We start from the raw sequence: 17,873 nt of genomic DNA, 5'->3' as shown, positions 1-17,873 counted from the left end.
GAAGCGGGATCGGCGTCACTTATCGCGCGGGCGTGCCAGGCGAGGCGTGCCGGCCCGCCGCCTAGCTGAACAACGCGTTCTTCGGTTCGTTCTTCTTCACGAACTGCCACCCGAACCAGAGCGCAACCGCCAGTACCGGAATGGTGCAGAGCGTCCACAACCCCAGCAAATACTCGCTGCCGTCTGGCTTGGTCATCGTGTCAAAGCCAATCAGGACAGTAATAATGAGCAGCGCGCCTAGTCCGATCCAACTAGTCCACGGTGATCCCGGCATGGGCAGGCTGGAAACCTTGCCCCTCTTGCGCCGGAGCATGATCTGGCACGCAAAGATGGATCCCCAGGTAAAGATCACGCCAATCGAGGCCATATTCAGGGCCAGATCGAAAGCGTTAGAGCCACCGAGCCAAACGTTGGCCATCACGCCCCCGGCGTAAACGCCGGCAATGCTCAGAATCGCCGCGTACGGCACATGCCGGCCGGACATTTTGGTCAGCCACCACGGCGCGTGCCCATTGTTGGCCATGGTTCGGAAAATCCTGCCAATGGAGTACAGCCCGGAATTACAGGAGGACAGGGCCGCGGTGATGACCACAAAGTTCATGACCGAGCCCACGCAGTCCAGACCCATCATGGCGAACACCGTCACGAAGGGGCTCTCCCCAGATTTGTACTGATCTGAGGGCATCAGCATGGCCAACAGCGAAACTGAACCAATATAGAAGACAACAATTCGAAGCACCACCGCGCGAATCGCCTTGGGGACTTCGCGTTCGGGATTCTTCATCTCACCAGCGGTAATGCCCACCAGCTCGATGGCGTTATAGGCGAAGATTACCGCGTTCAAGGCAAGAATCATGACCAGCCCGCCCTGGGGGAACATGCCTCCGCCGTGGAAGAGATTAGTAACCGAGGCGGTCGACTCCCCCACCCGCGTGTTCATGAGTACCATCACCGTGCCCACGATCAGGAAGATCACAATGGCACCGACCTTCAAGCAGGCCGCCCAGAATTCAAACTCGCCGAAGGCCTTGACGCTCAGCAGATTCACGCCCACCAACAGCGCCAACGCGCACATCGCACTGACCTCCACGGGCACGCCGGGGAAGAAATATTGGAAGTAGAGCCCAATGGCAATGAGTTCTGCAATGCCGGTCATGGCCCAGTTGATGAAGTACATCCACCCCGAAAGGTAGGCGCCTTTTCTGCCAAAGAGCTCGCCCGCGTAGGAAACAAAGGAGCCCGAGGTCTGGCGATACATGATCAGCTCACCCAGTGCCCGCATGAGCAGGTAGGCGATCACACCGGCAATGGCGTAGGAGAAAATCAGTGCCGGTCCCGTTGAGGCCAGCCGCCCGCCGGCCCCCATGAAGAGTCCGACGCCGATAGCCCCACCCATGGCGATCATGGTTACATGCCTACGGGAGAGTGTCTGCTGGTACCCCTCGGCCGAAATCTTGTTTGCTGTGGGCACGTGTGATTCTGTGTCCGTGACGTCTTGTGACACGTAAAATCCTTCAATGATCGATCTGCCCTGTGCGCTCGCTCCCCGGAATTTCGCGTCATACAGCGGAAAGTCTTGGTTTAGGGGAGAAAGGACCTGTCGATTCTACTCCTGTCAACCTTGAGCGAGAGCCGCTAGGGTCCAGTGGTTCTCGCGGGGAGCCACGAACGTGCACTCCCACGTTCGCGCATCTTTGTCTCCGGGAACTTTGTCTCCGCCGCCGAGTCGGCGCGAATCAGTGGCGCGAATCCCGAAACAGCAGCGCCGCCTGCACCCTGTTCTCCAGCCCCAACTTCGCCAGAATCCGCGACATGTGCGTCTTCACGGTCCCCTCGCTGAGGAACAGGTGCCGGGCGATCCCATCATTACTCATCCCCTGCGCCACCGCGTCAAGCACCTCCGCCTCACGCGCGGTCAACAGTTCCAGCCGCTCCACAGCAGCGTTCGACTTCGCTGCCGCAGCCCGCTCACGAGTCCGCTCAATCAACCGCCGCGTCACGGTCGGCGCCAGCATCCCCTCCCCCGCGGCCACGGCCCGGATGGCATGAAAGAGCCGCTCAGGGTCCGTGTCCTTGAGCAGAAATCCAGCTGCACCGGCCTCCAGCGCAGCAAAAACATAGTCATCCAGGTCAAAGGTGGTCAGCACCAGCACCTGCGGCGGCTGCGGCAACCCGCGCAACTGTGCCGTGGCCGCGATACCGTCCCCGCCGGGCATTTGCACATCCATAAGTACGACGTCGGACCGTTGGGTTTGCGCGCATCTCACCGCCTGCGGCCCATTGGCAGCCTCAGCCACCACCTCCATATCGGGGCGGGAATTGACCATCTTGACCAGGGCAGCACGGATGAGTTGCTCGTCCTCGGCCACAATGACGCGGATCTTCTCCACTAGGATGCCACGTCGTTAGAGCGTGCGTGGAATGGTTCTTGGAATGGAATGACTGCACTCAATTCAAAACCGGATGCTGTTGGGCCATGTTCCAAGACTCCGCTTAAAAGTTGAACCCGTTCGGCCAGTCCGATCAGGCCCAAGCCGGCTCCCACCGCAGGTTCTGCCGATCCGCCAAGACCGTTGACAACGGAGACGAAAAGTTCGGTTTCAGCTGAATCACTGGCACGAAGCTCAAGTGTCACCACCGCATGCGCCTCGGGCGCATGGCGTGCAACATTTGTCAGCCCCTCCTGCACCACGCGGTAGGCAGCCCGGCTGGGTGCGTCGGCAATCCCCACAGTCAGTTTGGGGTTGGGCATGTAGTGGATAGTCAGACCAGCCTGCCGCCATTCGGCGACAAGTCCAGCTACTTGTTCGATCCCGGACGGCGCAGTGCGGGCATCCGCAGTTCCTCCTGCCGCAGTGCCTGTGCCTGTCCTTCTCCCATCTTCGTGCAATACACCCAGCACATCACGGAGTTCACCGAGGGCAGCGTGCGCAGTCTCCCGAATGATCTTGGCCGCGCTGGCGGTTTCGGCATCGGGCGCATCCACTTGAAGCGCGGCGGCCTGAACAGCGACCAGGGACATGCGGTGGGCAAGAGTGTCGTGCATTTCGCGGGCAATGCGGTGGCGCTCGGCAATTCGGCTGCGGTCCGCCTCAGCCCTGCGTTCCGACTCGGCCCGGTCAGCCCGCTCCTTCAACGAATCGACTCGAGATTCGAGCAGCCGGGCACGTTGTCCCCGGTACGCGGCCCACGACGCAATCGCGGCAAGTACTACCATTCCCAGCAGGATGCCGTCCCAGCCGAGGGGTTCGATCCCTAAGAACTGCTCCCCGACGAGGACCAACACGATCAATCCGGCAACCCACCAGTCCAGACGCCGCTTAGCCAGCAGGTAGAGGGCCACGATGAAGGCAATACCGCTGAAGGACAGGGCACCCATGATGGCCGCGACGACGGCCACTAGCCGAGGAAAGCGGCGGCGCCAGATCAGTGCCACTGCGCCGAGTGGGGCAAGTACGGGCATGCCCGCATAACGAATGAACTCGAGGGCGTCCGGATCATTCGGAACAGTGCCGCTGTCCAACCCCATCCCGAGGTTCATCAAGGACAGCAGGACATCCGCCGCGGCTACGAGGGCCACCAGCAGTACGGTGCGCCAACGGCTACCAACTGAGAGCGTTTTTATGTTCATACTTTGAGCCTAAAAGCCGCACAGGTGCAGGCACATCTAACTAAAGTTGTCTTCTTGGCGGCCGTTTCCCAGTCAGCCACCATCGGCGTAGCTTGATCCAGAAGCTAACTGCCGCCAGGACTACGGCGATGCTGATCAAGATTCGAGCCAGCAGCATTGGCCCGTCAGTGAGGTAGATGAGCCGGGCAGCGACACCGAAAATTGCGGCGGCCGCAAAAATCCATCCGGCCAACGCTTTGGGCGGCGGATTTTTCAGACGGCGTCGCGCCGCCTCATTCATCGCCTGAGTGAAGCCACGCCCGAAGGCGCGCTGCCCTCTCATGCCAAGTCCCGGCGTCGTACTTCCACGGCGCCGGGACAGTGAATCTCAATCACCGCAACTAGCGGCGGACTACCGGGTTGGAGAGGCGGCCGATGCCCTCGATTTCGACGTCGTAACGGTCGCCAGCTGCCAGGAGGTCCACGCCGGCGGGGGTGCCGGTCATGATGACGTCGCCGGGGAGCAGCGTGAAGGCTTGGGAGACGAGCGAGACGAGTTCGCGGACGCTGCGCACCATCTGGTTGGTGCTGCCGTCTTGGCGGAGTTCGCCGTTGAGGAAGCCCTTGATGGAGAGATCGTCGGGGTCCAAGTCGGTTTCGATCCACGGGCCTAGGGGCGCTGAGGTGTCGAAGCCCTTGGCGCGGGCCCACTGACCGTCGGTGGCCTGAACGTCTCGGGCGGTGAGATCGTTGCCGCAGGTGTAGCCGAAGATGACCTCGTCGACGCGCTCTTCGGGGACGTCCTTGCAGATGCGGCCGATGACCACGCACAGCTCTGCTTCATAGGAAACTTCTTCGGAGAATTCCGGCAGCACGATCGGCTCGTTCGGGCCAACCACGCTTGTGTTGGGCTTGAGGAACATCAACGGGCTTTCGGGGACCTCGTTGCCCAGTTCGCGCGCGTGATCGGCAAAGTTACGGCCGATGCCGATGACCTTGCTGCGCGGAATGATCGGCGCGACGAGGCGCACATCGATCAGTGGGTGCTTGACGGCGGTTCGTTCCACACCGTTAAAGAAGGGATCGCCCTTGATGACAGTGACAATTTCACTGCCGGTCTCCCCTTCCACAATGCCGTACATGGGGTCATTATCAACAACAAATCGGGCTATACGCATGTGTTTTAGTGTATCGGCAAAGTTCTCTTGGGCCTGCGTTGGGCGGCGGCGGTGTCTTGCGATCGAGCTCACTACTATGCGGACTTATCGGCTGCGGCGCTTACTTTCCTTTTATGAGCTGAATCTTCCAGTTGGCATGATCCACTTCCGGGTGGAGAGTGTCGAGGTAATCGCGCACTTGGGACGCCGCTTTTGCGAGGTTACGGACTTGGGTGATGTTCGCTGGGTCAATTTCCAGTTCCCAGCCGCCGTCCCAGCGGGTAGCGGTTACGGTGATGCGATTCATGGTTTTCAGCCTTCCGCTTCTATAGGCCAGTCTTGCACTCCCTAAGGAGTTCTCGATAGTGGGATCCAAGAGCAATAGTGCAAGACTCCTCATGACCAAACTCCTCGTATATGCGGGTTGGTTTCGTGGGGCGAGGCTGAGGTGAGGAACCCGCCGTCGTTCTTGGGATGCTCACAGGAGCACTGACAGGGAAATCTCGGACCACCTTGGCATTGACCTTACTCCCAGAGTCCTCTGTCAAGATCGAATGATGGATTCACTGGAAACTAGCATCATGCCCATACTGGCCATTGTGTCTGCTATCGTCGCCGCACTTGTGCTGACCTTTCTCCTCAGGTTCGCCGCCAACCAAGCCTTCCGCAAGATCCCCGACTTCAAGCAGCGCTCGCAGCTGGCCAAGGCTCCTGTGTTCGTCGTCCTGCTGTGCTTGGGGCTGCGGGTTGCGCTGGGAGCAACGTCAACCGGTTACCTATGGTTTGAGCCAGTTGACTTTGTCCTGATGGTCGGCCTCATTGCAGCGCTGTGCTGGCTGGTGTTGGCGGCTCTTGTGGTGGCGGAACGGCTGGTGCTACGCCACTTCACCCGACGTGTCACCGATAGCAAACGCCGCCGCCGACTCACCACTCAGATCAGCCTGGGCCGCCGCGTCATCAGCGCGCTGGTGATCACGCTGGCTGTGGCCGGACTGCTGCTGACCATTCCGGAGGTCAGGGCGCTGGGAACTGGAATTCTGGCCTCCGCCGGTCTGATCTCAATCGTCGCCGGCCTGGCCGTGCAAAGCTCGCTCTCGAACGTTTTTGCCGGCGTTCAACTGGCCTTTACCGACGCCCTCCGCATTGATGACGTGGTTGTGGTGGAGGGCCTGTGGGGCCGCGTTGAGGAAATCACCATGACCTATGTGGTGGTGCGTGTGTGGGATGAGCGGATGTTGATTCTACCCTCCACCTATTTCACCAGCACACCGTTTGAAAACTGGACCAGAAACAGTCCCAAGATCATGGGCAGCGTGGAGTTCGACGTCGATTGGCAGGCTCCTGTGGGACAGCTCCGCCAGCACCTAGCGGAGCTCTTATCCGGCACCCCGCTGTGGGACGGGCGCACCGGAAAGCTGGAGGTGACCGACGCCGTCAACGGTATGGTCCGGCTCCGGGTAGTAGTCAGTGCCAATGACAGCGGCGATCTTTGGGATTTGCGCTGCCTGGTGCGTGAATCGATGCTCACACAGATTCAAAGCCTGCACTCAAGCTCCATCCCGCGCCAGCGTTGGGAATCCGGAAGCCCGTCCGTTTAAAAAACGCTACCGTCCCCCACATCCGCGCCCGTCCATGTGGGGGCGGATGTGGGGGACGGTAGCGGAAGTTGCAGCAACAGGCTCGGGCTAAAGTACCCAGGCCAGAACCTTAGGCCAGGCGGGTCAGCCAGCCGTGGAGGTCCTCGACGGCGCCGGTCTGGATCCCCAGCAGCTGTTCGCGGATAGCGGCGGTGACTTCGCCAATGCCCTTGGCCGGTGAGGCGATGGTGCCCTCAGCGGTCTTGAGCTCGCCGATCGGGGTGATGACGGCGGCGGTGCCGCAGGCAAACACCTCGGTGATATCGCCCGATGCCACCCCGGAGCGCCACTCGTCGATGGTGATTTTGCGTTCCTGCACAGCCATCCCGCGGTCAACAGCCAGCTGCAGGACCGAGGACCGGGTGATGCCGTGAAGGATGTGGCCGTTGAGCTCCGGAGTGACCAGCGTGCCGTCCTTGAACACGAAGAACACGTTCATGCCGCCGAGTTCTTCCACAGCGTTGTCGTTGAACGGATCCAGGAACAGCACCTGCTTGCAGCCGTTGGCTTCAGCTTCCATCTGGGCGATCAGCGATGCGGCATAGTTGCCACCGCACTTAGCCTCGCCCGTGCCACCGGCGCCAGCGCGGGCGTAGGTGGTGGTCAGCCAGATCGAAACGGGCTTCAATTCCCCGCCAAAGTAATTCCCGGCCGGTGAAGCAATCACACGGTAGGAGACTTCGCGGGCCGGACGCACACCCAGGAACGCCTCGGTAGCGATCATGAACGGGCGCAGGTACAGCGCCTCGCCGTCGCCGGAAGGTACCCACTCCTGATCCACCGACACCAGCTGGCGCAGTGATTCCAAGAACGTCTCCGGCGGCAATTCCGGCAGGGCCAGGCGGCGGGCCGAGGTGTTCAGGCGGGCTGCATTTGCCTCTGCGCGGAACGTCCAAATGGAACCGTCGGCGTGCCGGTAGGCCTTCATGCCCTCGAAAATTTCCTGACCGTAGTGCAGCACAGCCGCCGCCGGGTCCATGAGGATGGGGCCGTAGGGCTCAATGCGCGCGTTCTGCCAGCCACCCTCGCCCTGGGCATCAACCTTGAAGTCCACCACGGCAGTGTGATCCGTAAAGTAGTCACCAAAACCGGGATTGGCCAAAATGGCGTCACGGTCCGCGCTGCTCTTCGGATTCTCATTGAGCCGCTGGGAAAAGCTCAGCTCGCTGGCGTTCTGGGTCATGCTTCCTCCACAAGGTTATTCACGCCCCTGCCACTGCCGGGGCGAGATTTTTGTGCCGCTCTGCGCACATTGTCAGTGCCAGAAACGCTTCAGTTAGTGTGCACTCACTCTATGGGTTAAGCCTACTCCTGCCTAACACCGTTTCCGGGCCACGCCGGGCACCCCATTTACACCACGTACGACGCCGTTAGAGGGCTGCCGCGATAGCGTCACCAATGGCGCTGGTTGTGCGGGGGGACGCCGCATCGCGAGTAGCCACATCTGCTGCCACGGCAGTCTCAATCTTGGCCGCGGCTCCGTGGTGACCCAGGTGGTGCAGCAACAGAGCCGCCGAGAGGATGGCCGCCGTAGGATCCGCTTTCTGCTGTCCGGCAATATCCGGAGCAGAGCCGTGAACCGGCTCAAACATGGAGGGCGCCGTGCGGTCCATGTTGATATTGCCGGATGCTGCAAGACCGATTCCGCCGGTGACCGCTGCTGCCAGGTCGGTAACAATGTCGCCGAACAAATTGTCGGTGACAATGACGTCAAAGCGGGCCGGGTCGGTGACCAGGAAAATCATGGCTGCATCCACATGCAGGTAATCAACACTGACATCCGGGAACTCGGCGGCTACAGCTTCAACTGTGCGCTTCCACAAGTGACCAGCGTAGACCAGCACATTGTGCTTATGGACGTACGTCAGCTTCTTGCGGGGACGCTCATTGGCGCGGCGGAAACCATCGCGCACCACACGCTCCACACCAAAGGCAGTGTTGACGGAAACTTCAGTGGCAACTTCGTGTGGGGTGCCCTTGCGCAGCACGCCACCGTTGCCAACGTAGGGACCCTCGGTGCCCTCGCGGACTACAACGAAATCAATGGTGCCGGGGTTCGCCAAGGGTGAGGCCACGCCGTCGTACAAGAAGGAGGGGCGCAGGTTGACGTAGTGATCCAGGCTAAAGCGCAACTTCAGGAGCATCTCGCGCTCAATCAGGCCGGAGGGGATGGAGGTGTCGCCGGGGGCCGCACCGACGGCGCCGAAGAGGATGGCGTCATGGCCGCGCAGGGCGTCGATGGTGGATTCGGGCAGCGTCTCCCCCGTGGCCAACCAGTGCTCGGCGCCGAGCTTGTAGTCGGTCAGTTTCAGCTCCACGCCCTCCGCGGAGGTAACCTTTTTCAGGACCTTCACGGCCTCTGCCGTTACCTCGGGACCGATGCCGTCGCCGGCAATTACGGCAATGTCAATGCCAGCTGTTTCAATGGTTGCGCTCATGGATTCAGCCTAGCCAAAGTATCCACATGATGGGCAATTCATCTTGCATTATGAGATGGCTTGTGGTCGGGTTAAGTCGCGGTGGGAGCCGCCTTGGTTGGGTCCGTACTGGTGGAGGCACTCTTGATGGAGGCATAGTCCGCCAGTGCGTTCCGCCGGCTCTCTTGTAGATCCACCATGGGTTCGGGGTACTCGGGTGTGGCAATTTCTGGGACCCAAGCCGTCACGTAGCGGGCCATGGGATCAAACTTCTTGGCCTGCGTCACCGGGTTGAAAATGCGGAAATACGGTGAGGCATCGGCCCCCGATCCCGCCACCCACTGCCAATTTGCTGGGTTCGAGGCAGCATCGGCATCCACCAAGGTGTCCCAGAACCACTGCTCCCCCATCCGCCAATCAAAGCCAAGATTCTTGATCAGGAGACTGGCCACCACCATCCTGACTCGGTTGTGCATGGTCCCGGTGTGCCACAATTCGCGCTGCCCGGCGTCCACAAGAGGAATCCCGGTTGTACCGCGCTGCCACGCCGCCAGCTGTTCCGGTGCGAGCTCGTCGGATTCTGCTGTTCGCCACGGGAACGTATCAAACTGCGAGCGCAGATTCACCGTTGCTAAATCTGGGTGGTGGTAGAGCTGGTGCCAGCAAAATTCTCGCCACCCCAGCTCCGAGGCAAACACGGCAGGTCCGTTGGACCCGGCGAGTTCTGACGTGGGCGTGGGCCCAGCGGCGCCCCCACCGACATTTCCCGCACGGCGGGTCTCTGCGAGCGCAGCCCACACTTGGAAGGGGCTGATCTGACCCCACCGTAAATAAGGAGAGAGTCCACTGGTGCCGTGCTGGTCTGGGCGATCGCGAGCCTCCGAGTAGTCACTCACGGGGCCTTGGAGGAAATCGGCCAGCCTCTCATGGGCTGCTGCTGCTGTGGGGCGCCATGTTGCACGCAGGCCGGCGGCCCAATCGGGCTGGGTGGGCAGCAGAGCCCAACTCTCTAGGGTGTCGCTCTCTAGGGTGTCGATTGCAAGGCGGTTGCCGACAGCGCCATCACTGACGACACTGACGTCATCCACTGAAGAATCACCTCGTGGCGATTCCCCGGCGAGGCCCCGTCCGGCGTCGGGCGTCCCTAGGGGTGCCCGGAAATCATGGGTGGAGACGGTTCGCCAGAACGGGGTGAAGACTTGATAGGGGTTCCCGGCTCCCGTGGTGACCGTCCATGGCTCGTGGAGGAGGCTGGCCTGAAAACTCTCGGCATGCAATCCCTGTTCCTGCGCCCACTCCTTGACGGAGCCGTCCACAACACGTTCGGGGCCGCCATAACGGCGGTTCCAATAAATGGCTGTGGCCCCCAACGTGGTGACTACCTCTTGTGCCACTTGGGCTCCCGGGCCGCGGCGCAGAATGAGCTCGATGCCCAATGTTTGCAACTCAGCACGCAGATCTGCCAGCGCATGGTGGAGCCACCATTTGGCAGCCCCACCCAAGGGCCGGATGCCGTCCGATACCTCATCGAGGACGTAGAGTGCCACGGCACCGCCGTCGGCCGTGGCGGCGAGCAAGGCGGGGTTGTCGGCGACTCGCAAGTCATCACGGAACCAGACCACTGAGACGTTCATAGTTGACCTTTCGCGGCACGGGATTGTTGAGGGAGTTGAACGGGTTTATGGGCTGTGGTGTTCAGCCTGTGGGGCGCAGGACCATCCAGATGAAGATCATGGTCACCAAAAATCCGGTCAAGTAGTTCAGCCACAGGAAGCGTTTCCAGGCATCGTTGGCTCGTTCCGAGGTGGCATCATTCAGGCGCAGGGAGGTAGCAATGTTGATCAAGTAGGGAAGGGCCAAGAGAGCTGCAAAGGGAGCTGCCGTTACTAACATCAGCAAACCAGCGCAGGCGTATGCAGCGAACGCAAACCAGACGGTAAAGCGTGCCCCCAGGACTGTGCCGATCGAGGCAATTCCGCCTTCCCTATCAGGAACAATGTCCTGCACTGCCCCGAAAGCTTGGCTGGCCATACCCCAAAGGAAGAACGCCACCAGCACGGCCCAGAGTCCGGCGGTAAAATCTGCCTGGACCAAGACCAGCCCGTAGACGGCAGGAGAGACAAAGTGCGTGGCCGACGTGATGGAATCCAGGAACGGGCGCTCCTTGAAACGCAGCCCCGGTGCGCTGTAGGCAATCACGGCAAAGATGGAGATCGCCAGGACCAGGTTGGCTGCTATCCCACCCTGCGTAGCGAGCACCGCGATGAACGGCACCACCCCAAGGACCGAAGCCCACAGGATAAATCGATGGTGCTTGCGGTCAAGAACGGCACCTTCCACCCCGCCTTTGCGAGCGTTGAGCAGGTCAGATTCGTAGTCGAACACATCATTAATGCCGTACATCAATAAGTTGTAAGGGATCAGAAAAAAGAGCGTCCCCACAACAAAGACCCAATCAATGCGCCCCGTCACCAGAAAATACGCCGCCGCAAAGGGGTAAGCGGTATTGACCCACGACACCGGCCGGGAGGTCACGAACAAGTTTTTCATCGCTTCCCCTTACTAATAAACAAGATCCACAACCCGCTGAGCAAGAGCGCCCCACCCAGTGGATAAGCAAAGTCCTCGATGGGCGCCAACCCCACGCGCAAACCATTGAGCGTATGTCCAGCGTAATCAAAGAGACCTGAAGCGATCATGACGTTGTCGAAGATGACCGTCAGCACAAACAGCACCACCACCGTTGCAACCGTGGCAACTACCATGGCGCCCTTACTCCGGCTCCGCCACAGTCCAGCAAGGAAAACCACGGCCGCAACGGCTAGAAAGATGGCGTTGAGTTGGGCAAAGTTCACAGTTCCCCCTTTCCGTTGGGCCGTCCACGACGGCGGCTCAGCTGCAGAAAGCGTTGGACCCCGGTGAATAAGATCATGGTTTGGTAACACAGGAACAGAAGGAAGAACGCCTCCTCCAAGGGCAGTTGAGGGGCAAGCATAATGCCAGTCATGAGCGGAGAATCGCGGTGCAAGAAGATGCCCAACTCAATGGCCACCACGTCCCAGAGCAGGAAGAACGCGGTGCCCAACAACAGCACCAACGAACCGGCCACGGGGCGGACAAAGAGGAACAGCTTCCATCGCACGTCGATCAAGACCATACAACCCAGAAGCAACAACAGAATCAGCAAATAGATCATAGGGCGGCCGGCTCGGCGAGGGGTCCGGCGCTGCTATCCCCGCGCACCAGTTTGAGCACAATCTCGGCGCTAATCATGCACATGGGGACCCCGATCCCTGGCCGCACAGAACTGCCCGCATAGAACAGCCCCTTGACCTTGGGGTTGACGTTTCCTGGACGCAGAAAAGCACTTTGTGGCAGCGTGTGGGCAAGCCCCAAGGCGCTTCCCTGCCATGCATTGAAATTGTCTTGGAAATCGGCCGGTCCATAGCTGCGCCGGACCACAATACGATCGGCGAGGTCAGGAGTATTGGACCACGCAGCCACCTGGGCGATGGCAGCGTCGGCGACCTTTTCAATCTGAGCCGAGCCGCCGCCGTCGTACCCGCCTTTGCCCCACTGCGGCAAGGCTGGGGAAGGGATCAACAAGAACAGATTTTCACTGCCCTCGGGCGCGACCGAAGAATCGGTGGCGCTGGGCTTACAAACGTAAAGGGATGTGGTGTCTGCGAGCGCCTGTCCGTCGGTGATGCGGGCAAAGTTATCCGCCCAGTCCTCAGTGAACAGAAGATTGTGATGAGCAAGATCGGGCAGGGTGCCCTTGATACCCAAGCACAGCAAGACGGCGCTGATGCCAGGATCGGCCTTCTTCCACTTCTTGGCGCTGTGCATACGTAGAGCCTCAGGAAGCAGGGTGGTTTCTACATGGTGCAGATCCGCGGCCCCCACCACCAGAGTGGCTTCGGTGATGCGGTCCTGCCCACTGCTATCGCGCCAAGCAACAGCCTCGCAGCGGGGGCTGTTCGTGGACTTGCCCAGCCTCAGCTTCAATTCGCTGAATCTCGACTCGACCAAGCTCGGCTTAGCTGGACCCGGCTTAGCTGGCTCCGACTCGACCAAATGGATCTTGGTCGCCGTGGCCTCCGTGATGATCTCTACACCGGCGCCCCGAGCAACTCGCTCCATAGCATCCACCAATGCGGCGAATCCACCCTGTGGATAGAGCACCCCATCCTGCAAATCCAGATGGCTCATGAGGTGATAAATCGAGGGTGCCTTGTACGGGCTGGTGCCCAAGAAGACTGCCGGGTAGCCCAAAATCTTTTGTTGCAGAGGATGACTGAAACGCGATGCCACAAAACTGTTCAGGTTCTGGGTCAATAGTTTCGCCAACCGTGGAGCATGGCGCAGCACGGCCGGGCTGAGGAGTCCGCGCAGGGTTCCGAAGGGGTCGTACAGGAAGTGTTTCTTGGCTAGGTTGTAGGCCAGTTCTGCAGAATCCAAATACTGACCCAGCGTCTCCCCTGAACCCTCTTGCTGTGACTCGAAGAGAGCTTGTGTCTCCCTGCGGCCGGTGCGGACCTCGAGGGAAGCGTCCGGCGCGGAGTTCCACAGTTTGTACGCGGGGTCAAGACGTGTCAGATCCAACTCAGCGGCAGCGCTGGTGCCCATCAGCTTGAACCAATGGTCGATGACCTCAGGCATGAGGTACCAGCTGGGACCGGTGTCGAAGCTGAATCCATCGCGCGAGAAACGGCCAGCACGACCGCCCAGTTGGGCTTCCTTCTCCAAGATGGTCACGCTGTGGCCGTCTTTAGCCAGCAAAGCAGCCGTTGCTAGCCCGGAGATTCCGCCACCAATGACCACAGCCTTCTTCGTTGCGAATCTACTTTTACCGCTCATGAGGAAACCGCTTGGGATAGTTCCTTAGTGGCGCTGGAAGGTCCTGGGTTGGCGAGGACTCGCAAACATATGAGGGCTTTATGCCACCCCGGAACCCGAACCCTCCCCTTCGCTAATTCGCCAGCAGGAACCTTCGCTATCCGCTCCACCAGTGCCAGGAAAAGATCATGGGCAAGCCGCACCGAACGTCGAGCCGGCGGCGCTAGTAACACCATGCCAGCACGGGCTGCTGAAAGATCGTTGCGGATATCGTTGAGAAGTTCGTGTTTGTGACTGTCGTTGAACGCGTTCGGATCAAGGCCGGGGAAGTAGAAACGTCCTAGATCTCCACTGTCAGCGCCTAGATCGCGCAGGAAGTTCACCTTTTGGAACGCTGCTCCCAGGCTGCGTGCCGCATGAACTAGTTGTTCATCGTGGCCGATGGTGGCACCGGGCATACCTTGGAACACCTTCAGAGACATGAGGCCCACTACTTCGGCAGAGCCGTAGATGTAGTCGGCCAAGGTGTCAGCGGAATGTACGGTTTTCAAGACATCGGTACGCATAGATGCAAAGAACGGACGTGTCAGATCCGTGCCAATTCCGGTTTCGCGTGCGGTGAGAGCGAAGGCATGTACCACCATGTTGGTGCTGTAGCCACAGCCCATGGCCCGCTCAGTTTCAGCTTCCAAATTATCTAGCTGCCAGCACACGGCGTCAGTGTTGAGCCCTGCGGCCGCAGCGGCGCCGTCAACCACTTCATCGGCCACCCGCACCAGAGCATAAATGTTCTCTATGTGGCGGCGACTCTTGGTGCCCAAGATCAAGCAAGCCAAGCCGAACGACGTCGAATAGCTGCCAATCACCACGCCGGCACTGCGGGTGGCTGTGTCAGAATAATGTCCCAGTGGATCAAGTCTCATGCTCAGCTACTCCTTGTCAGCACGTAGTCGCACAGAGTGGAAAGTTCCGTATGTAAGGATGCCGGAAGATCAAGTTTCTGAGCCTTGTCCAGGGCGTCTGATACCAAAGATTCAGCCAGCCCCACGGCAAAGTTGGGCGCTCCCAACTGATGCAACACTGTCCGCATGGCGTCAGTATCGACCTGTCCACGCCTAAAAGATTCCGCCATGGAGGCGAACTCTAGCGAACCGGCGGCGAATGTGGTCAAGATGGTTCGCTTGCCCTCGCGCAGATCGGAGTCAACAGATTTTCCCGTCACGGTGGACTCACCAAAGGTGCCCAATACGTCGTCAATAATTTGGTAGGCGATCCCTATATCACGCCCTACAGCTGCCAAGGCGTCAGCCGTTGCAAGTGACTCCCCTGCCAGGAGCGCCCCGGCTCGAAGTGGCATTTCAAAAGAGTAAACGGCCGTTTTTAGCCGTTCCATGTTCAGCACCTCTGGCATTTCTGCCTGCAGCCCGCCCAATGAGAATAGGAGATCATCCAACTCACCGGCTGCCGAGGCAAAGATTGCCTCGTGCATGGTTTCAAGAATGGCGCCACCATGGGTATGGCCCACGGCTGCGGCCATGGCCATGCGCAGTGATCCGGTCAACAATAAGTCCCCGGCGATGATGGCCGCAGAATAGCCAGCGTGATCGGCGTCGTCCGCGGTATGCCCCAGGGCCGCCGCCTTGTCACGATACTCGGCACCTATGGTCGCCATGCCTCGTCGAACAAAATCCCTGTCGATGACGTCGTCGTGCACCAACAGTGCGGCATGGAGCAGCTCAAAGGCTGCGGCCAGGTCCCCACACGCCCGGTGATCAGTTCCACCGAACGCCGAGTACGTCAAGAAAACCAGGCGCGGCCGCATCCACTTCCCGCCACGCGTGGTTTTGGACATGCTCGCCCACAACTGAGCGAAAGCTGGCGAATAGTTTTGAGCCCGAGCACCATGACTGAGGAAATACGTATCGAGCGAGGACTGAATCTGAGTCTTGAACCCGTCCCATTCGAGCGTTTCCGCCTGACGAGCTTCAGGATGGCTCAGAGATTGCTTGATGGATGACATCACTGCTCGCCTTTCACTGTTCCTTGGTTCAGGTGATGGTACTTCATTTCTATCTCGCTCTCGAGGTTGGCAATCCGGTTTGTCATGGAATCGACAACTCCGGAGAGAAAATCAACTATTACGCGCTGCTCGTCGCCTCCATAGCCGCGCACAGCGTGGTCTACATCTAAAACCATCGGCATCAGCATCTCCATGGCTGACTGCACCGAATCTTCACTGGGGCTAATGACCCAACGCCGTCGATCCGTCGGGTGTGGGGTGCGGTGCACATGGCCCTTAGCAACTAAGCGATCAATCACGGTGGTGGTGGCGGCCGGTGTCAGATGCAGCATTTGCGCCAACTCCCCCGGTGACATGGAGCGCAGTTTCAGAAGGTGCTGCATGGCCTGAAAATCGGTTTCATTGATTTCCATCTCGCGTCGCATGATGAACTCCATGGTCTCGTTCAGGACAAGAACCTGCCGCACAAGCACCGACGCTGGGTGCATCGATCCCCGAGTTGGATCTACTTGTTCGCCACTCACATGTATCCCTTTGTTGATAAGTCGCCACGCACGTATATCCAACTGTTGATAATAAGAAAATCTAACTACATAATGGAGGAAGAAAACAGATTTGTCGAGCTGGAGGCGCACCATGGCAAGAATCGCTGTAGCAGGAGCAACTGGTTACATTGGCGGGCGGCTCATTCCGCTACTTCTAGACGCCGGACACGAGGTTCGGGTCTTGAGCCGTAACCTGACAAAACTTAGAGATGTACCGTGGCGAGATCAGGTCACCGCAGTGGAGGGATCCATTCAGGACCTCGAGACGGCTCGTGAGCTCTGCAAGGGCACGGAACTGGTCTACTACTTGGTGCACTCTATGTCTGGCGGCGCCGGTGCAGAGGAGGATTTTGAGCGGGTTGAACGGCTCTGTGCCATGAATCTTGGTCAGGCAGCCCGCGAAGCAGGCGTTCAACGTTTGGTGTATCTATCCGGGCTCCATCCCCAAGGAAAGCTCAGTCGCCATCTGGCCTCACGTACCGAGGTGGGTGACATTCTCATGGCCAGCGGAACACCCACCGTGGTGCTCCAAGCCGGGCTGGTGATCGGATCGGGTTCAGCAAGTTTTGAGATGGTCCGGCACCTGACCGATGTGCTCCCCGTAATGCCGGCTCCCAAATGGGTCCTGAATAAGATTCAGCCCATAGCCATCCGAGATGCCCTCCACTATCTCGTCGGCGCCACTTCTTTACCATCAGGGCTCAACCGCACCTTTGATATTGGCGGGCCCGAAGTTCTACGCTACGCCGACATGATGCGAAGCTATGCACAGGCCGCAGGATTCCGGCCTCCAACCATTATTCCGTTGCCCGTACTCACGCCCTGGCTCGCAGGCCAATGGGTCAATTTAGTCACTCCGGTCCCCCGCAGCCTGGCCATCCCACTGGTGGAATCCCTCCAGCATTCTTGTGTGACCAGCGAGAAGGACATTGCCGCTTACATCCCCGACCCCGACGGCGGACTCACGCCCTACAAGCGCTCTGTGGAATTGGCGCTACACAAGATCGAAGCCGACGCGGTGGAGACAACGTGGGCAACTGCCCACGCCCTGAGCGCACCTGCCGAGCCCTTGCCCAGCGATCCGGACTGGGCCGGGTTGACTGTTTTCACCGATGAACGCAAAAAAACCACGAAGATCCCTGCTCACCAAGTATGGGCCGTGGTGGAAGGAATAGGCGGAGAGAACGGCTATTACTCTCTTCCGTTCGCGTGGACTGTGCGCGGCTGGATGGACAAGCTCGCCGGTGGGGTCGGCTTGATCCGAGGCCGACGCAGCCCCAATTCTCTCCAACTCAACGACACCGTTGACTGGTGGCGCGTGGAAACCTTGGACCGGGGCCGTCTGCTGCGCCTGCGTGCGGAGATGATTGTTCCTGGCAGGGCCTGGCTTGAATTTGAAGTCACGGATCTTGGGGAAGGCAAAGGAAGCGAGTTCCGGCAACGGGCCATTTTCTTTCCGCGGGGACTCTGGGGGCGGCTGTACTGGTTGGCTGTTTTGCCGTTCCATGGAGCAATCTTCAAAAATATGGCCAGTCGTATCACGGACGCCGCCGCACTCCGAGGCGTAGCGGAGTAGCGGTAGCGGCGGCGGAACCCGCAGCAGGCCGCCGCTGTAAATCTCCACCCTGGGCAGGAGGCTATTGGCGGC

18 protein-coding genes are annotated in these 17,873 nt (G+C 59.7%); 2 read left to right on the top strand and 16 right to left on the bottom strand.

Translation table 11 applies throughout. From position 1 onward, the window contains the following. Nucleotides 1–61 precede the first annotated feature (61 nt). The 6 genes from ACX80D_RS14725 to ACX80D_RS14700 form a co-directional block, all read right to left on the bottom strand. A complete protein-coding gene (locus ACX80D_RS14725; protein WP_459323620.1) occupies nucleotides 62–1,504 on the bottom strand; it encodes an amino acid permease in 1,443 nt (480 codons plus the stop codon). A gap of 232 nt (nucleotides 1,505–1,736) precedes the next feature. Beyond that, complete coding sequence (locus ACX80D_RS14720; protein ID WP_459323619.1) at nucleotides 1,737–2,390, bottom strand: response regulator; 654 nt, start codon at nucleotides 2,388–2,390, stop codon at nucleotides 1,737–1,739. Then, nucleotides 2,390–3,631 (bottom strand): sensor histidine kinase, encoded by a 1,242-nt coding sequence (locus ACX80D_RS14715; RefSeq protein ID WP_459323618.1) that lies wholly within the window; start codon nucleotides 3,629–3,631, stop codon nucleotides 2,390–2,392. Before ACX80D_RS14715 ends, ACX80D_RS14720 begins: the two co-directional genes overlap by 1 nt. Before the next feature lie 40 nt (nucleotides 3,632–3,671). Continuing rightward, a complete protein-coding gene (locus tag ACX80D_RS14710) occupies nucleotides 3,672–3,911 on the bottom strand; it encodes a hypothetical protein (protein ID WP_459323617.1) in 240 nt (79 codons plus the stop codon). A gap of 100 nt (nucleotides 3,912–4,011) precedes the next feature. Then, on the bottom strand, nucleotides 4,012–4,788 hold the full coding sequence (locus ACX80D_RS14705) for a fumarylacetoacetate hydrolase family protein (protein ID WP_459323616.1): 777 nt from the start codon (nucleotides 4,786–4,788) through the stop codon (nucleotides 4,012–4,014). A gap of 100 nt (nucleotides 4,789–4,888) precedes the next feature. After that, on the bottom strand, nucleotides 4,889–5,074 hold the full coding sequence (locus ACX80D_RS14700) for a hypothetical protein (protein ID WP_459323615.1): 186 nt from the start codon (nucleotides 5,072–5,074) through the stop codon (nucleotides 4,889–4,891). Between the two features lie 274 nt (nucleotides 5,075–5,348). On the opposite strand from ACX80D_RS14700, the gene ACX80D_RS14695 reads away from it, so the two are divergent. Continuing rightward, on the top strand, nucleotides 5,349–6,365 hold the full coding sequence (locus tag ACX80D_RS14695; RefSeq protein WP_459323614.1) for a mechanosensitive ion channel family protein: 1,017 nt from the start codon (nucleotides 5,349–5,351) through the stop codon (nucleotides 6,363–6,365). Nucleotides 6,366–6,474: 109 nt separating this feature from the next. On the opposite strand, the gene ACX80D_RS14690 is transcribed toward ACX80D_RS14695, so the two are convergent. The 10 genes from ACX80D_RS14690 to ACX80D_RS14645 all read right to left on the bottom strand — a co-directional run bounded on the left by ACX80D_RS14690 (nucleotide 6,475) and on the right by ACX80D_RS14645 (nucleotide 16,318). Then, nucleotides 6,475–7,587 carry a branched-chain amino acid aminotransferase gene (locus ACX80D_RS14690; RefSeq protein WP_459323613.1) on the bottom strand — a complete coding sequence of 371 codons (1,113 nt, stop codon included), beginning with the start codon at nucleotides 7,585–7,587 and terminating at the stop codon, nucleotides 6,475–6,477. Between the two features lie 187 nt (nucleotides 7,588–7,774). Further along, a complete protein-coding gene (locus ACX80D_RS14685; protein WP_459323612.1) occupies nucleotides 7,775–8,842 on the bottom strand; it encodes a 3-isopropylmalate dehydrogenase in 1,068 nt (355 codons plus the stop codon). Between the two features lie 71 nt (nucleotides 8,843–8,913). Next, nucleotides 8,914–10,455 carry a cryptochrome/photolyase family protein gene (locus ACX80D_RS14680; RefSeq protein ID WP_459323611.1) on the bottom strand — a complete coding sequence of 514 codons (1,542 nt, stop codon included), beginning with the start codon at nucleotides 10,453–10,455 and terminating at the stop codon, nucleotides 8,914–8,916. Between the two features lie 61 nt (nucleotides 10,456–10,516). After that, nucleotides 10,517–11,371: a prenyltransferase gene (locus ACX80D_RS14675; RefSeq protein ID WP_459323610.1), complete on the bottom strand. Its 855-nt coding sequence runs from the start codon at nucleotides 11,369–11,371 to the stop codon at nucleotides 10,517–10,519. Next, nucleotides 11,368–11,676, bottom strand: a complete 309-nt coding sequence (locus ACX80D_RS14670) for a lycopene cyclase domain-containing protein (protein ID WP_459323609.1) — start codon at nucleotides 11,674–11,676, stop codon at nucleotides 11,368–11,370. The genes ACX80D_RS14675 and ACX80D_RS14670 overlap by 4 nt, the downstream gene beginning before the upstream one ends. After that, complete coding sequence (locus ACX80D_RS14665; RefSeq protein ID WP_459323608.1) at nucleotides 11,673–12,017, bottom strand: lycopene cyclase domain-containing protein; 345 nt, start codon at nucleotides 12,015–12,017, stop codon at nucleotides 11,673–11,675. The genes ACX80D_RS14670 and ACX80D_RS14665 overlap by 4 nt, the downstream gene beginning before the upstream one ends. Further along, the gene (gene crtI / locus ACX80D_RS14660; RefSeq protein ID WP_459323607.1) at nucleotides 12,014–13,681 is read right to left on the bottom strand and encodes a phytoene desaturase family protein; all 1,668 of its coding nucleotides are present in this window, start codon (nucleotides 13,679–13,681) and stop codon (nucleotides 12,014–12,016) included. Before crtI ends, ACX80D_RS14665 begins: the two co-directional genes overlap by 4 nt. Continuing rightward, complete coding sequence (locus ACX80D_RS14655; RefSeq protein WP_459323606.1) at nucleotides 13,678–14,583, bottom strand: phytoene/squalene synthase family protein; 906 nt, start codon at nucleotides 14,581–14,583, stop codon at nucleotides 13,678–13,680. The genes crtI and ACX80D_RS14655 overlap by 4 nt, the downstream gene beginning before the upstream one ends. A 2-nt stretch (nucleotides 14,584–14,585) precedes the next feature. Next, nucleotides 14,586–15,680 carry a polyprenyl synthetase family protein gene (locus ACX80D_RS14650; RefSeq protein WP_459323605.1) on the bottom strand — a complete coding sequence of 365 codons (1,095 nt, stop codon included), beginning with the start codon at nucleotides 15,678–15,680 and terminating at the stop codon, nucleotides 14,586–14,588. Continuing rightward, nucleotides 15,680–16,318 carry a MarR family winged helix-turn-helix transcriptional regulator gene (locus ACX80D_RS14645; protein WP_459323604.1) on the bottom strand — a complete coding sequence of 213 codons (639 nt, stop codon included), beginning with the start codon at nucleotides 16,316–16,318 and terminating at the stop codon, nucleotides 15,680–15,682. The genes ACX80D_RS14650 and ACX80D_RS14645 overlap by 1 nt, the downstream gene beginning before the upstream one ends. Here ACX80D_RS14645 and ACX80D_RS14640 point away from each other — a divergent pair. Further along, complete coding sequence (locus ACX80D_RS14640) at nucleotides 16,317–17,801, top strand: SDR family oxidoreductase (RefSeq protein WP_459323603.1); 1,485 nt, start codon at nucleotides 16,317–16,319, stop codon at nucleotides 17,799–17,801. The two genes, ACX80D_RS14645 and ACX80D_RS14640, sit on opposite strands and share 2 nt — an antisense overlap. Nucleotides 17,802–17,873 lie beyond the last annotated feature (72 nt).

Source organism: Arthrobacter sp. Sr24, from assembly GCF_054511175.1.
This window is presented reverse-complemented; position numbering and strand designations above follow the sequence as displayed.

Coding starts and splice junctions, on each gene's coding strand:
- ACX80D_RS14645 (WP_459323604.1), bottom strand. CDS start 16,318: ATGGTGCGCCTCCAGCTCGACAAATCTGTTTTCTTCCTCCATTATGTA.
- ACX80D_RS14710 (WP_459323617.1), bottom strand. CDS start 3,911: ATGAATGAGGCGGCGCGACGCCGTCTGAAAAATCCGCCGCCCAAAGCG.
- ACX80D_RS14695 (WP_459323614.1), top strand. CDS start 5,349: ATGCCCATACTGGCCATTGTGTCTGCTATCGTCGCCGCACTTGTGCTG.
- ACX80D_RS14675 (WP_459323610.1), bottom strand. CDS start 11,371: ATGAAAAACTTGTTCGTGACCTCCCGGCCGGTGTCGTGGGTCAATACC.
- ACX80D_RS14685 (WP_459323612.1), bottom strand. CDS start 8,842: ATGAGCGCAACCATTGAAACAGCTGGCATTGACATTGCCGTAATTGCC.
- ACX80D_RS14655 (WP_459323606.1), bottom strand. CDS start 14,583: ATGAGACTTGATCCACTGGGACATTATTCTGACACAGCCACCCGCAGT.
- crtI (WP_459323607.1), bottom strand. CDS start 13,681: ATGAGCGGTAAAAGTAGATTCGCAACGAAGAAGGCTGTGGTCATTGGT.
- ACX80D_RS14650 (WP_459323605.1), bottom strand. CDS start 15,680: ATGTCATCCATCAAGCAATCTCTGAGCCATCCTGAAGCTCGTCAGGCG.
- ACX80D_RS14705 (WP_459323616.1), bottom strand. CDS start 4,788: ATGCGTATAGCCCGATTTGTTGTTGATAATGACCCCATGTACGGCATT.
- ACX80D_RS14715 (WP_459323618.1), bottom strand. CDS start 3,631: ATGAACATAAAAACGCTCTCAGTTGGTAGCCGTTGGCGCACCGTACTG.
- ACX80D_RS14640 (WP_459323603.1), top strand. CDS start 16,317: ATGGCAAGAATCGCTGTAGCAGGAGCAACTGGTTACATTGGCGGGCGG.
- ACX80D_RS14690 (WP_459323613.1), bottom strand. CDS start 7,587: ATGACCCAGAACGCCAGCGAGCTGAGCTTTTCCCAGCGGCTCAATGAG.
- ACX80D_RS14665 (WP_459323608.1), bottom strand. CDS start 12,017: ATGATCTATTTGCTGATTCTGTTGTTGCTTCTGGGTTGTATGGTCTTG.
- ACX80D_RS14700 (WP_459323615.1), bottom strand. CDS start 5,074: ATGAATCGCATCACCGTAACCGCTACCCGCTGGGACGGCGGCTGGGAA.
- ACX80D_RS14680 (WP_459323611.1), bottom strand. CDS start 10,455: ATGAACGTCTCAGTGGTCTGGTTCCGTGATGACTTGCGAGTCGCCGAC.